Source organism: Xanthomonas hortorum (assembly GCF_040279205.1).
In the GTDB taxonomy this organism is placed as follows: domain Bacteria; phylum Pseudomonadota; class Gammaproteobacteria; order Xanthomonadales; family Xanthomonadaceae; genus Xanthomonas; species Xanthomonas hortorum_F.
This window is the reverse complement of sequence record NZ_JBEOLS010000031.1, coordinates 41,417-55,102: the sequence shown is the minus strand read 5'-3', so window position 1 is coordinate 55,102 and position 13,686 is coordinate 41,417. Positions and strand designations below refer to the sequence as shown.

At 67.1% G+C, this 13,686-nt stretch carries 8 protein-coding genes; all 8 read right to left on the bottom strand.

Annotation, left to right across the window (positions count from 1 at the left end; all coding sequences use genetic code 11):
* Positions 1 to 66: 66 nt before the first annotated feature.
* The 8 genes from flhA to fliP all read right to left on the bottom strand — a co-directional run bounded on the left by flhA (position 67) and on the right by fliP (position 13,686).
* The gene (gene flhA / locus ABS769_RS13330) at positions 67 to 2,160 is read right to left on the bottom strand and encodes a flagellar biosynthesis protein FlhA (protein ID WP_023903920.1); all 2,094 of its coding nucleotides are present in this window, start codon (positions 2,158 to 2,160) and stop codon (positions 67 to 69) included.
* Positions 2,157 to 3,287 (bottom strand): flagellar biosynthesis protein FlhB, encoded by a 1,131-nt coding sequence (gene flhB / locus ABS769_RS13325; RefSeq protein WP_317060726.1) that lies wholly within the window; start codon positions 3,285 to 3,287, stop codon positions 2,157 to 2,159. The genes flhA and flhB overlap by 4 nt, the downstream gene beginning before the upstream one ends.
* A 265-nt stretch (positions 3,288 to 3,552) precedes the next feature.
* Entirely contained in the window at positions 3,553 to 5,115 is a 1,563-nt protein-coding gene (locus ABS769_RS13320; RefSeq protein WP_317060755.1) for a putative bifunctional diguanylate cyclase/phosphodiesterase, read from the bottom strand.
* A 74-nt stretch (positions 5,116 to 5,189) separates the two neighbouring features.
* Positions 5,190 to 8,111: a ligand-binding sensor domain-containing diguanylate cyclase gene (locus ABS769_RS13315; protein ID WP_317060727.1), complete on the bottom strand. Its 2,922-nt coding sequence runs from the start codon at positions 8,109 to 8,111 to the stop codon at positions 5,190 to 5,192.
* 291 nt (positions 8,112 to 8,402) lie between these two features.
* Positions 8,403 to 11,351 (bottom strand): ligand-binding sensor domain-containing diguanylate cyclase, encoded by a 2,949-nt coding sequence (locus ABS769_RS13310; RefSeq protein ID WP_317060728.1) that lies wholly within the window; start codon positions 11,349 to 11,351, stop codon positions 8,403 to 8,405.
* 107 nt (positions 11,352 to 11,458) lie between these two features.
* On the bottom strand, positions 11,459 to 12,250 hold the full coding sequence (gene fliR, locus ABS769_RS13305; protein WP_006449774.1) for a flagellar biosynthetic protein FliR: 792 nt from the start codon (positions 12,248 to 12,250) through the stop codon (positions 11,459 to 11,461).
* A gap of 14 nt (positions 12,251 to 12,264) precedes the next feature.
* Entirely contained in the window at positions 12,265 to 12,534 is a 270-nt protein-coding gene (locus ABS769_RS13300; RefSeq protein ID WP_005917968.1) for a flagellar biosynthetic protein FliQ, read from the bottom strand.
* A 312-nt stretch (positions 12,535 to 12,846) separates the two neighbouring features.
* Positions 12,847 to 13,686, bottom strand: coding sequence for a flagellar type III secretion system pore protein FliP (fliP, locus tag ABS769_RS13295; protein ID WP_317060729.1), 840 nt, complete (start codon positions 13,684 to 13,686; stop codon positions 12,847 to 12,849).

Below are 13,686 nucleotides of genomic sequence, written 5' to 3'. Positions count from 1 at the left end.
GGGCGCGACGGGCTGTCCCGGTAGAGCCCGTCGCGCCCAAGGGCGCTCCTACGAGGGGCGTCAGCCTCAGCTGATCGTGCCGACCAGCTTCAGGCGCTTGTCTTCCGGCACTTCGCTGTACGCCAGTACCGACAGGGTCGGCACGCTGTGGCGGACCAGGCGAGCCAGCGCGGCGCGGACCTGGCCGGGTACCAGCACCACGGCCGGTTCGTTGCGGGCCTCCTGCTTGCCGACGCAATCGGCCAGGCTCTGGTGCAGGCGCTCGGCCAGGCCGGGTTCCAGTGCCACGCCGTTGCCGTGGGTGGATTCCTGCAGCACGCGCTCCAGCTGTGGGGCCAGTGTGTAGACCGGCAGCTCGGCCGACATGCCGGCGATTTCCTGCACGATGAAACGGCCCAGCGAAGTGCGCACCGCGGCGGTGAGGGTGGTGGGGTCCTGGCTGTGCGGGGCGTGCTCGACCAGCGCTTCGACGATCTTGCGCAGCTGGCGCACCGGAATGCGTTCGATCAACAGGTTCTGCAGCACCCGCACCACCACCGACAGCGGCAGCGCCTTGGGGGTGAGATCTTCGACCATCTTCGGCGCGGTCTTGGCCAGGGTCGCCAGCAGTTGCTGCACTTCCTCGTGGCCGAGCAGTTCCGGGGCGTGTTCGCGGATCAGGTGCGACAGGTGGGTGGCGATGACGGTGGCCGGGTCGACCACGGTGTAGCCCATCGATTCGGCATAGGCGCGCTGATGCGGCTGGATCCAGGTGGCGTCCAGGCCGAATGCCGGGTCCTTGCCGGGAATGCCGTCGAGCTGGCCGAGCGCGCCGCCCGGGTCCAGCGCCAGTTCGCGATCGGGATAGATTTCCGCAGTGGCCACCGGCACGCCGTGCACCAGCAGGCGGTAGGCGTTGGCCGACAGCTCCAGGTTGTCGCGGATATGCACCGGCGGCACCAGAAAGCCGATGTCCTGGGTGAGCTTGCGGCGCACGCCCTTGATGCGCGCCATCAACTCGCCGCCCTGGTTCTTGTCCACCAGCGGGATCAGCCGGTAGCCCACTTCCAGGCCCAGCGGGTCGATCGGGCGCAGCTCGTCCCAGCTCAGTTCCGAGCTGGCCTGGGCGGCGGTGGCCGCCGCTGCGGCCTTGGGGTCGGTGGCGGGGTCGCCGGTGGGCGGGATAACCAGGCTGCGCTTGTACATTTTCCAGGCGATCACGCCCAGGATCAGGCCGAGCGTCAAAAACGCGACGTTCGGCATGCCCGGCACCAGGCCGACCAGGCCCAGGATGGCCGCAGCCACCGCCAACGCGCGGTGCTGGCCGAACACCTGGCTGATCATGGCGCCGCGCATGTCCTGCGCACGCGAGGCGCGGGTCACCAACAAGGCCACCGAAGACGACACCAGCAAGGCCGGCAGCTGCGCCACTAAACCGTCACCGATGGACAGCAGGGTGTAGGTGGAGGCGGCATCCACGAAGCTCATGCCGTGCTGGAACATGCCCACCGCCATGCCGCCGATGAGATTGATGAACAAAATCATGATGGCGGCGATGGCGTCGCCGCGGATGAACTTGTTGGCGCCGTCCATCGCGCCGTAGAAGTCGGCTTCCTCGCGCACTTCTTCGCGGCGGGCCTTGGCTTCCTCACGCGTCAGCAAACCGGCGTTGAGGTCGGCGTCGATCGCCATCTGCTTGCCGGGCATGGCGTCCAGGATGAAGCGCGCGGTCACTTCCGACACACGCCCGGCACCCTTGGTGATGACCACGAAGTTGATGATGGTCAGGATCGCGAACACCACGATGCCCACCGCGTAGTTGCCGCCGATGACGAACTGGCCGAACGCCTCGATGACCTTGCCGGCCGCGGCGTGGCCGTCCTGGCCGTTGATCAGGATCACGCGGCTGGAGGCGACGTTCAGCGCCAGGCGCAGCATCGTGGTCATCAACAGCACGATCGGGAAAATGGTGAATTCCAGCGGGCGCTGCACGTAGATCACCGCCAGCAGCACCATCAGCGAGATGGCGATGTTGAAGGTGAACAAGGCATCCAGCACCGGTGCGGCCAGCGGCACCATCAGCATGGCCAGCATGGCCATCAGCGCCAGCGGGGCGCCCAGGCCGTTGCGCAGCAACTCCATGATGCGACGGGCATTCAGCGGTGCGGGTTGGGCGCTCATGCGCTGGCTCCCTTGCCGAACTCATCCACTTCCAATGAGGGCAATTCCGGCATCGGGCCGCCGTTCCAGCCACGCAACTGGTAGACGTAGGACAGCACCTGGGCCACGACCGAATAGAGTCTCACGGGAATTTCCTTGCCAATTTGAGCTTCTCTATACAAGGCGCGTGCCAAAGGCGGGGCGGTGACGATCGACACCCGGTGCTGTTCGCAGACTTCGCGGATGCGGAAGGCCATTTCGTCCACGCCCTTGGCCACCACGATCGGGGCGCGCATCTTGCCGCCCTCGTACTTGAGCGCCACCGCGTAGTGGGTCGGGTTCATCAGCACCACGTCGGCCTTGGGCACCGCTTCCATCATCTGGCGCTGCGACATCTGCATCTGCATCTGGCGGATGCGCCCCTTGACCTCCGGGCTGCCCTCGCTTTCCTTCATCTCGCGCTTGATCTCCTCGCGGGTCATCTTGAGCTTCCGTATCCAGTTCCACTTCTGGTACGGCGCGTCGATGGCGGCCAGCAGCACCAGGGCGCCTGCGGTGTAGAACAGCAGGCTCTTGGTAAAGTCCAGACCGTTGCCCACGGCCTGTTCCAGCGGCTGGTTCACCAGCGAGCGCAGGCCGTGCAGGCCCTTGGAGATGCACAGGCTGGCGGCCAGCCCGACGAACAGCAGCCGCAGCACCGACTTGACCAGCTCGGCCAGGCTGTTGCTGCCCCACATGCGCTTGATCCCGTTGGCCGGGTTGAGCTTGTTGAGGTCGGGCATGATCGCCTTGCCGGAAAAATGCAGGCCGCTCATCAGCAGCGGGCCGGCCAGGCCAGCGGCCAGGCAGATGCCGATCAGCGGCACCATCACCCACAGCAGCTGCAGCAGCAGGTCGCCGAAGTGGCCGAACAGCGCCATCGGGTTTTCACGCATTTTCGGGTCCGGGCTGAGCGCGGTCTTCATCCAGACGCTGGCGCCATCGCCGATGCCGCGGGCCAGGGCCATCAGCGCGAACACGCCGGCGCCGAACACCGCGGCAGTGGACAACTCGCGCGATTGCGGGATGTTGCCCTGCTCGCGGGCTTCGCGCAGGCGTTTTTCGGTGGGAAGCTCTGTACGTTCGCCGCCGTCTTCGGACTCGGACATGGAGGTGCCGGTGACTTGTCAGCCCTGCCTCATGCAAGCGGCGTTCCAGTTAGTGGGGCTGGGATTGGGGAATCGGGATTGGGGAATCGGGACGTAGCGGCCGCGCGTGGAGCCGCTGGCGGGGTGTTGTAGTGGGTGGTTGGAGGGGAGGGCCGCAGGTCGGGAATCGGGCGCGAGGGCTGACCAACTGCAGGCTGGGGCTCGGCTCGGTTGGCGGGTCGTCGAGCGTGGATGCAGGTCTACGGTCGTTTTTTGATGCTTTTGCTCAGCTGGCCTGGCGGCGCACGCAGTCGCGCTGGGCGACCACCGTGGCGATAAAGCGCTCTGCGTCCATTGGCCGGCCCAGCAGATAGCCCTGCAGCTGGTCGCAGCCCAGCCGTTCCAGGGTGTTGCGCTGGGCGGTGGTCTCCACGCCCTCGGCCACTACCTGCAGGCGCATGGTGTGGGCCAGCGCCACGACAGCAGCGACGATGGCGATGTCTTCGGGGCAGGTGTCCATCGCCTGCACGAAGCTGCGGTCGATCTTGAGTTCGTGCGCGGGCAGCTTGCGCAGGTAGAGCAGGTTGGAATAGCCGGTGCCGAAATCGTCGATGGCGATGCGCACGCCCAGCGCGTTGAGCTGGCCGAGCGTGCGCAGGCAGGCATCGGCGTCGCGCATGGCCATGGTTTCGGTGATTTCCAGGGTGAGCTGGCCGGGCGGAATTAGATGCTCGGCCAGGGTGGTGGCTACTTCGTCCAGCAGGCTGGGCGAGGCCAACTGGGTGGCCGAGAGGTTCACCGCCACCCGCCAGTCGCCATGCCCGGCCTCGCGCCAGGCGCGCATCTGCCGGCAGGCCTGCTGCAGCACCCAGCTGCCGAGCGGGCCGATCATGCCGCTGCGTTCGGCCAGCGGGATGAAGCTGTCCGGTGGCACCAGGCCGCGTTCGGGATGTTGCCAGCGGATCAGCGCCTCGGCGCCGATCGGGCGGCCATCCTCGGCGCAGTATTTGGGTTGGTAATGCAGCACGAACTGGCCCAGCTCCAGCGCGCGCGGCAGGTCCTGCAGCAGCTGCAGGCGCTCGCGGGTGGTGCCGGTCATCGAACGCTCGAAGAAGCTGTAGCGGTTGCGCCCGGCCTGTTTGGCGTGGCGCATCGCCGCATCGGCATGGGTCATCAGTTGATGCTCGCTGCCGGCGTCTTCCGGTCCGGCGTCTTCGGGATATAGCGCAATGCCGACGCTGCTGCTCAGGCGAAGCTCCTGGTCGCCGACCAGGAACGGCACCGCCAGCGCCTGCAGCAGATGCGCGGCGATTGCGGCGGCGTCCTCGGGGTCGGCGATGTCGGACACCAGCGCGAACTCGTCGGCGCCCAGCCGCGCCAGGCTGCCGTTGGCGCGGCGGTGCGCGCTCATACGCCCGGCCACCGCCACCAGCAGCTGGTCGCCGAACTGATGCCCGTAGCCGTCGTTGACCGCCTTGAAGCCATCCAGATTGATCAGCATCACCGCAAAGCGCTGCCCGTCGTGCTGGGCGCGGTCGATGCTCTGCAGCACGTGTTCGTGCAGCAGCACGCGGTTGGGCAGGCGGGTGAGCGGGTCGTGCAGCGCGGCCAGCACCAGCTCGGCATTGGCCTGCGCGAGCGATTGCGCCAGCACATCGGTGCGCTGCTGGAAGCGCCGCGACAGCACCGAGATCACCAGCGCCAACACCAGCAAGGCCAGTGTCACCACCACCACCACCGCGGTCAGCCAGGACAACGGCAGCTGCGCGCCGGTTGCGGCGACGCAGAGACTCGCTGGCGCGAGATGCGCGGCAGCCGTGCCGTCGGCCGGGATGCAGCGCGCACGCATGCACGGCGGTTGCGGCACATCGCGCACATCGGCCCGGCAGCCGTTCGCGGCACTGGGGTGATGGGAGTGACTGCTCATGCCACCGACGACTCAGGCTCCTCCGGTTCGATGCGATTGCGTCCGTGGCGCTTGGCCCGGTACAGCGCCTCGTCGGCGCGCGCCAGCAGCGTGGCCGCCGTGTCGCCGATCCGGAACCAGGCCACACCGACCGAGCAGGTCACCGGTAGCGGGCGGGCGGCGCCCACTTCGTACGGGGCCACGCTGAGTTTTTCGTGGATGGCGCGCAGCCGGTGCTGGCTGTGTTGCGACATGCCCGGCAGCAACAGCAGCAATTCTTCGCCGCCGTAACGGCCCACGCGGTCCGAATCGCGCAGGCAGGCGGTCAGCCGCGCGCCGACCTTGGCCAGCACCGCATCGCCGACCAGATGCCCGTGTTCGTCGTTGACCAGCTTGAAGTGGTCCAGGTCGATCAGTACCACCGCCAGCGGATGCGCACCGTGGGCGCAGGCCTGCAGTTCTTCGGCCATCGCTTCGAGCACGCCGGAGCGATTGAGCAGGCCGGTCAGCGCGTCGTGGCTGGCCTTCAGTGCCAGCGCCGCGCGGGCGCTTTCCAGCTCGCGTTTTTCGCGCTCCAGCTGATAGGTGCGCTCGGCGACCAGCTCGGCGAGCATGCGTTCGCGCGCCACCAGATGACGGTGCCGCCAGCGCCACAAACCGGCCAGCAGGGCGCTGCCGATCAGCAGATACAGCGCGATTGCCGGCGGGCTGCGCCACCACAGCGGCGCCACCGCGAACGGCAGGTCGGCGATCGGCGAGGTGGTGCGTCGGTAGCGGTCCAGCAGCTGCACCTGCAGGCGGAAATGCCCGGACGGCAGCGGCGGTTGGTCGATGGACAGGGTGTCGCTCTGGATCCATTCGTTGTGCAGACCGAGCAGGCGATAGCGCACCGTGAGCCGGCTGGGGTCGTCGTAGACCTCCATGCTGGACAGCTCGATATGCAACGGCCTGTCGCTCCAGGCGAGCAACTGGCCGCGCTGCACCGGCACGCCACCGCGGCTGACGCTGTCGATACGCACGCTGGGCTGGCGCTGATCGAACAGGCGCGCCGGGTCGCGCAGATGGCTCACCCCGCGCGCGGTACCGATCCACACCGAGCCATCGGCATCTTCGGCAAACGCCGCTTCGGACACGTCGTCCCACAACAGCCCCTGCGACTGCGACAGATGCGCCCAATGCTCGCCGTCGTAGACCTCCACGCCGCGTGCGTGACCCACCCAGACCCGGCCGACGCTGTCGCCGCGCAACTGGTACACGCTGACGTCGGCGAGCGCTTCATCGCTGACCGCCTGCAGATCCACTTCTTCGTCCAGCAACAGGCCGTGCCATAGCCCGGCGCGATAGAACGCCAGCCACACTTCGCCGCTGTCGCTGATATGGAATTTGCTGATCCACGGGTCGGACGCGCCGCCATTGACCTTGACCTTCACCTTCGACCAGTGCGCGCCCTGCAGCCGAAACAGGCCATTGGCGCTGGAGACCCACAACGTGCCGTCGGCAGTCTGCTGGATATCGGTATAGGCGATGGCCGGCATCTGGCTCACCAGGTGCAGCGTGCCGCCGTCCAGCGGCCGTTCGAGCGCAAACAGGCCACCGGCAGTGAGCACCCACAGCCGGCCCTGGCGGTCGATGATCAGACGCCGCCCGGTACGCGGAAGTTTGGCGACCTCGGCGCTGCGGCCATCCGGCCAGTTGCGGCGCACGAAGCCGGCCGAGTTCAGCGTCCACAGGCTGCCGTCGGCACTGCGCGCCATGCCCACGATCTGGATCCCGGAGTGGGGTAATGCAGGAACGAAGCGCCCCTTCGGGTCGGCCTGGCGACCTACGCCATGTTCGTTGCCCACCAGCAGCGCGCCCTGCGCATCGCGGGCGATCGACCAGGTCGGCGCAACCGGCATGCCTTGCGAGGCGTCCCAGTTCTCGATCCACTCGTAGCCGGCCCAGCGCACAAGGCCTTCGCCGTCCACGGTCATCCAGATGTCGCCGTCGCGGTCCACCACGATGGCATCGCTGCTGCCCGGCGGCAGCCCGTTTTCGGTGCCGAAACTGCGCCACTGGTCGTTTTCCCAGCGCACCAGTCCGTCGTTGCGGCGCACCAGCACCCGTCCCTCGCGGTCGAGCACCAGCGGCGCCTGCTGCCCGACGGTGCTGCCATCCAGCAACGGCAGCGGCCGAATACTGAAGGTGCTTGCGCCCGGTGCGCGGTAGAGCAGGGTGCCGGTGCCACGTACCCACAATGCGCCGTCGTGGTCGCGCAGCACGCTGTACCAGCGATCTTCCGGCACGCCTTGTTCCGGCCCGTACACCTGCACCTTGCGCTGCGCATCGATGGCGCATAGCCGCTTGGCACAGCCGGCCCACAAGGTGTCGCCGTCCACCGACAGGCTCAACACCTTGGACAACTCGGGCACGCGCACGCGGGTGGCGGTATCCAGCAGCGGTTCGCTATGCCAGCGGCCGTTGCCGCGTGCACTCAGCCGCTCCAGCGTGCCGCCGTTGGCCAGCACCGTGCCCCACGCCGGGCTGGCCAACAGCATGCCTTCCTGCAGATGCTCGGCCTCGTACGGCGCCAGTCTGCGGAAGCCGTGTTCGTTGCCGACGAACAGCGTCTGGAAGCCGGCCACCCACAACGTACCGTCGGCGGTTTCGGTCATCGAGCTGATCGATTCGTTGCGCAGGCCATCCAGCACCACCTGCTGAAAACTGCGCCCATTGAAGCGATACAGGCCGCTCTCGGTACACACCCACAGCAACGTGGCGCGGGTCTGCAGCAGGCACGTGCCGGCCAGCCCGAGCAGGCCCTGGTCATGGGCGTAGCGGCGAATGCTTGCGGTCTGCGCGCCGGCCAGATCGGCCAACGACAGCAACGCCAACAGCAGCACCGCGGCAAACGGCGCGCGCTGGCTCGACGACCTCCACTGGCGGTACTCACACCCCACGAGCGTTGCACTCTCCCACGCGTCGGCAGGTGTGGTCCGCGCCCTTGAGCGGGTGTCTCACGCTTGCCATGGGCGGCCCCCATAGTAGGCCGCAGTAAACCGACTAACGGCTGTTCACGCGTGTTTCTTTAATGCGCGCAGCAACACGATGGCGTGATTGCCGCCCGACAGTCGATTGCATGCGAGCTCGACAGGCGCTGGCATCGGTTTGCCGGCAGCGCAGTCGAATCGAGTTGTGCGTTCGCTGGAACGCCGCTTTCAACGTATTTCAAGGCGCTTCGGCGCTAACGCTCAACTCTCAGCGGCGTGCCCAGACGCGGTGTGGTCGTAGTCGATGCGATTGCGTCCACTGCGTTTGGCGCGATACAGCGCCGCGTCCGCGCGCGCCAGCAACTGTTCCAGGGTTTCGCCCGGCTGAAACCACGCCACGCCGATCGAGCAGGTCACCGCCAGCACGCTGCCGTCGATCGGGTAATCGCCGCAGATGCCGCGATGCAAGGCCTGCAAGCGATGCGTGGAGTCGGCATTCAGACCGGGCAGCAGCGCCAGCAATTCCTCGCCACCGTAGCGGCCGATCCGGTCGTCGCCGCGCACCAACGTATCCAGGCGCCGGCCGACCTCGGCCAGCACCGCATCGCCGGCCAGATGGCCGTGTTGGTCGTTGACCAGCTTGAAGTGATCCAGATCGATCAGCACCACCGCCAACGGCTGCGCCTGGATCGTGGCACGCGCCAGCATGCCGCGCAGCGCGTGCAAAATGCCGGCGCGATTGAGCAGGCCGGTCAGCTCGTCGTGGGTGGCCTTGAGCGCCAGTTCGGCGCGCGCGACTTCCAGCTCGCGCTTGTCCTGCTCCAGTTCGGCGGTGCGTTCGGCCACCAGTTGCTCCAGCTCGCGTTTGCGCCGCAGCAGTTTGCGCGTGCGCCAGCGCAGCAGCACGATCACGGCCGCGATGCCCAGCAGCACATAGCCGATCAACGCGGGAATGCCACGCCACCACGGCGGATGCAGCACAAAACGAAAGCGCGTGATCGGGCTGCTACTGCGTTGATAGGCATCCAGCACCTGCACTTCCAGCGTGTAGGTGCCGGGCGGCAGCAGTGGATAGGTCAGGTGGCTGAGCGAGGTGGTGGTCCAGCGCGCCTGATGGCCTTCCACCCGGTAGCGGAAGCTGATCCGGTCGGCGCCGCCTTCCACGCCGGGCGTGGCCAGATCGATATCCAGCGGAATGTCGGACCACTCCAGCGCCGCCCCGGCGCGTACCGTCTCGGTGCCGCGCCGTACGTGCGCGATCTCCACCTGCAGCGGTTGTGCGGCGAACAACCGCTGCGGGTCGAGCAAGTGGCTCAGCCCGCGGCTGCTGCCGATCCACAGGCTGCCGTCGTCGTCTTCCAGAAACGCGTTGGACGACAGGTCGTCCCACAGCAGGCCCTCGCTGCGCGTGATGCGCGACCAGCGGCCTTGCTGATACAGATCCAGCCCCTGGCTGCTGCCGACCCACAGCCGGCCCTTGCGGTCGTGGCGCAGGATGAAGGGCATCACCTTGGAGATCAGCGGGTCGTCGACCGTCTGCACCGACACACCGCCGTCGGCTTGCAGGCGACCGTGCCACAGCCCGGCTTCGCGCAGCGACAGCCAGATTTCCCCGTCCGGTGCGAAGTCGATCTGAAACATGTCCTGGCTGGGCAGCGAGCCGCGCACCGGCACGCGCACCCACTGCGTGCCCTCGCGGCGATACAGCCCGTCGCCGGTCGCCGCCCACAGCCGCCCTTGGCGGTCGACATCGATGTCGCCGACAAACTTGCCTTGCAGTGCCGGCTCGAAGTTCAGCGCATAGGGCGGGGTGGTCTGACCGCGTGCCAGCCCGCGCGGGGTCGAGATCCATACCGAACCGGCGTTGTCGAACAACAATTTGTAGCCAGGCCTGGGCATGTCCATCACCACGTGGGTCAGCCCGGTGTGCGGATCGCGCCGGGCAATGGCGCCGGAAAAGTACGACACCCAGGCCGCACCATCCGGTGCCACCGCAAGGCTGAGCGTTTGCGACAACGGCTTGCCGTTGTCCAGCAACCAGGGCTGGGCGCGCTGGGCATGCCGGGGCAGCAGGGCGGCGCCGCCATCGGCGCCAACCGCCAGCATGCCGTTGGGCAGGCGCTGCATCGCCCAGGTCGGCGCCGATGGCATGCCTTGCGGCTCGGTCAGATGCTCGATGCTGCCGTAGCCGAGCAGGCGTTGCACCCCAAGCCCACGCGTGCCGATCCACAAGGTGCCGTTGCTCTGCAACAGCAGTGGGCCGACCATGGCATCCAGCTGCAGGCCCTGGTCGGGGCCGATGTCGTGCCAATGGGTGCCGTCCCAGCGCACCAGCCCATGATCGGAGCGGGTCAGCATGCGCCCGCGCGCGTCCTCCACCATGGTGGTGGCGCCGGACATGGTGCTGAAGCTGCTGTGCGCGCTGGCCGGATGGGTTTGGAAGCGGCGCGCGCCCGGCTCGCGCGACACGATGGCGCCGCCGCCACGCAGCCACAGCCGACCGCCACGTTCGCGAAAGATCACCCGCCAGCGGCGCGCTGGCACGCCATCGGCTTCGGAGAGGGATTCGACCACCTTGCCGGCTGCATCCAACCGGCAGACGCCAGCGCCGCACGACGCCCACAGAAACTGCCCATCGGCCAGCAGGGTACTGCCCGATGGCTGCAGGATTCCATCGGGCGTTCGCAGCGGCAGCGGTTGCACCTGCCATTGCTTGCCCGCGCCCGGCGTCACTGCTAGCAGCGCCCCTGCGCTGATCACCGCGACCCCGTCGCGGTAGGCGGCGATCACATTGCCGGCATCGGCGCGAATGCGCTTGCCCTCGCGCAGCACCTGGACGAACTGCTCGCCGTCGCGCACGAACACGCCATTGGCGGTGGCCACCCACAAGCGCCCGGCGCTATCCAGCGTGAGGCCGCGGGTAAAGCGCGCGTCCAGGCCATGATCCTGGCCGACGGCAATGAAGCGCTCGCGCTCGAACCGGTGCAACGCCAGTTCGGTGGCCACCCACACCACACCGCGGCGATCCTCGACCAGACCGGTGATGGTCATGCCCTGCAGGCCATCGGCCTGGGCGTAATCGCGGAAGCTGTAACTCTGCGCCTGTACGCTCGCAGTAGTGGCCAGGCCGGTCACAAGCAGGCAGAGCCATGCCCATGGCGCAATGCTGCGCACGGCAGAACGAGCGAACAGCGCAGACACGTTGGGCATCGGTTCCCGCAGGCGAGGCAGTGAGGATGTGATGACTGGCGATTGGCGTCGTCAGTGATCCTGTGGCGTTGACGGCTTGCCGGCCAAAAACTTGAGGCAGTTCACACTTAGGTCGTCAATGCTCTGGCGGCGTCGAACGCAGTGTCGAACATGCGCTGCACGGGCGGTGCGAATTCGCTGGCGAAACTGGAGAGCAGAAACAGGCCCAGCAACACTGTCAGCGGCAAGCCTAACTGCACCGGATTCAACGCCGGCGCCGCCTTGGCCAATGCGCCGAAGGCCAGGTTGACCGCCAGCATGGCCACCATCATCGGCAATGCCAAGGTGAGCCCGCCGCGCAGGATCTGCAGGAACAGCGTCGGCGCCACTTCGGCAAAGGCGGCCGCATCCGGCACTGCGGTGCCGATCGGCAAGGCCTTGTAGCTGTCCACCAACAGCGAGATCACCGCCAGGTGTCCATTGGCTGCGAAGAACAGCAGCCCGAACCCGATATAGAACCACTGCGCGATCACGCCGGACGTCACCCCGCGCAGCGGGTCGGACATCTGTGCAAACGACAGACCGGTGGATTGCGACACCAGCTCGCCGGCCAACGCGCCGGCCTCGAAGATCAGCTTGAGCATGAAGCCCATGCTCGCGCCCACCGCCAGCTCGCGCGCCACGCTGAGCACCGCCTGCGCGGTAAAGCCATCCCACTCCGGTACCGGCGGCAGCAGTGGCGCCAGCACCATCGACAAGGTGCCGGCCAGCATCACCCGCACCCGCCCGGGCACCGCACGCGTACCGATCAACGGCATCGCGGTCAGCAACGCACCGGTGCGCAGCATCGTCCACATGATCGCCCCGACCATCGCGAACGCGCGCTGGCCATCGATCACCATCTGGGTGGCAGCATCCATCCGGGTCTATCCCGCTAACCGATCAGATGCGGAATGCGTTGAAACAGCGCAATGGTGAACTCCACCAGATGCCCCAGCAGCATGCTGCCGGTGGCAAACAAGGTGGCCGTCAGCGCGACGGCCTTGGCGACGAAGGCGATGGTCGGTTCGTTCAACTGGGTGGCAGCCTGCACCACACCAATCACCACGCCGACCACCAGCACCGCCAGCAACATCGGCCCGGCAATCCACAGGACGGTGACCAGGCCACCACGCAATTCAGTCAGGGCGATTTCAGGGCTCATGGAGGGGTCTGATGCAAGTGGGGTGCCAAAGGACGGGATTGGGGATTGGGTATTCGGGATTCGGGAATGAGATTTGAGCTGGTGCAGCGGTGTGTGAGCTGACGAACGTGCGGTCTGCAGACACTAGCCCCTCTCCAGCGGGAGAGGGGTTGGTGAGGGTACGAGGCGAAGCCACGCGTGATGTGTGGCTCCGCTAGCTCTTGCTCAGCTGTGGGCTTCGGCCTCTATTGACTGCTTGGCCTCGGGACCTCACACCGAATCGGCAAGCCGGGTAGACACCCCGGCAGTGCAGCGCGCATGCAAGCCTCGTGGCTACGACGCGTTAAAGCTCGCTGCCAGCGTGCCCACCACCAGCACCCACCCATCCACCAGGATGAACAACAGAATCTTGAACGGCGCCGAGATCAACATCGGCGACAGCATCATCATGCCCATCGACATCAGCACGCTGGCGACCACCAGATCGATGATCACGAACGGAATGAAGATCAGAAAGCCGATCTCGAACGCGGTCTTCAGTTCGCTGGTCACGAACGAGGCCACCAGCACCGGGAACGGCACCGCGTCCGGGCCGGCATATTTGCCGTCGCCGGCCATGCCGGCAAAGGTCATCAGATCGGTCTCGCGGATCTGCGCCAGCATGAAGGCGCGTAGCGGCTGGGTGGTGAGCGTCCAGGCGGTGGAGAAATCGATCTGGTTGTTGAGGTACGGCGACAGGCCGGCGCCCCACATCTTCTGCCACACCGGCATCATCACCAGCGCGGTCAGGAACATCGACAGGCCCAGCAGCACCTGATTGGACGGGGTCTGGCCGGTACCCAGCGCCTGGCGCAGCAGGCCCAGCACGATGGTGATGCGGGTGAAGGCGGTCAGCACCAGCAGCATCGACGGCAGCAGGGTGATCGCCGTCATCAGCAGCAAGGTCTGCAGCGGCAGGCTCACCGGTTGGTCGCCGATGCGGCCGACGCTCACGTTCGGCAACGAAGGCAATTGATTGGTGCCGGCCGGCGCGGGCGCCGCAGCGGGAGCGGCGGCCTGAGCCATCGCCGGCAAGGCGGCAGGTGCGGCGGCGGCCAGCAGCGGGCAGCTCATCACCAGCAGGATCAGGATCAGGCGCAGGCTGCGCCCCCAGCGATTCCAACGACTGAACAT

Excerpts from the sequence above, each read along its gene's own strand:
- flhA (WP_023903920.1), bottom strand. The coding sequence starts at position 2,160 with ATGAGCGCCCAACCCGCACCGCTGAATGCCCGTCGCATCATGGAGTTG.
- ABS769_RS13310 (WP_317060728.1), bottom strand. The coding sequence starts at position 11,351 with ATGCCCAACGTGTCTGCGCTGTTCGCTCGTTCTGCCGTGCGCAGCATT.
- ABS769_RS13320 (WP_317060755.1), bottom strand. The coding sequence starts at position 5,115 with ATGCGTGCGCGCTGCATCCCGGCCGACGGCACGGCTGCCGCGCATCTC.
- fliR (WP_006449774.1), bottom strand. The coding sequence starts at position 12,250 with ATGGATGCTGCCACCCAGATGGTGATCGATGGCCAGCGCGCGTTCGCG.
- flhB (WP_317060726.1), bottom strand. The coding sequence starts at position 3,287 with ATGTCCGAGTCCGAAGACGGCGGCGAACGTACAGAGCTTCCCACCGAA.
- fliP (WP_317060729.1), bottom strand. The coding sequence starts at position 13,686 with ATGTTCAGTCGTTGGAATCGCTGGGGGCGCAGCCTGCGCCTGATCCTG.
- ABS769_RS13300 (WP_005917968.1), bottom strand. The coding sequence starts at position 12,534 with ATGAGCCCTGAAATCGCCCTGACTGAATTGCGTGGTGGCCTGGTCACC.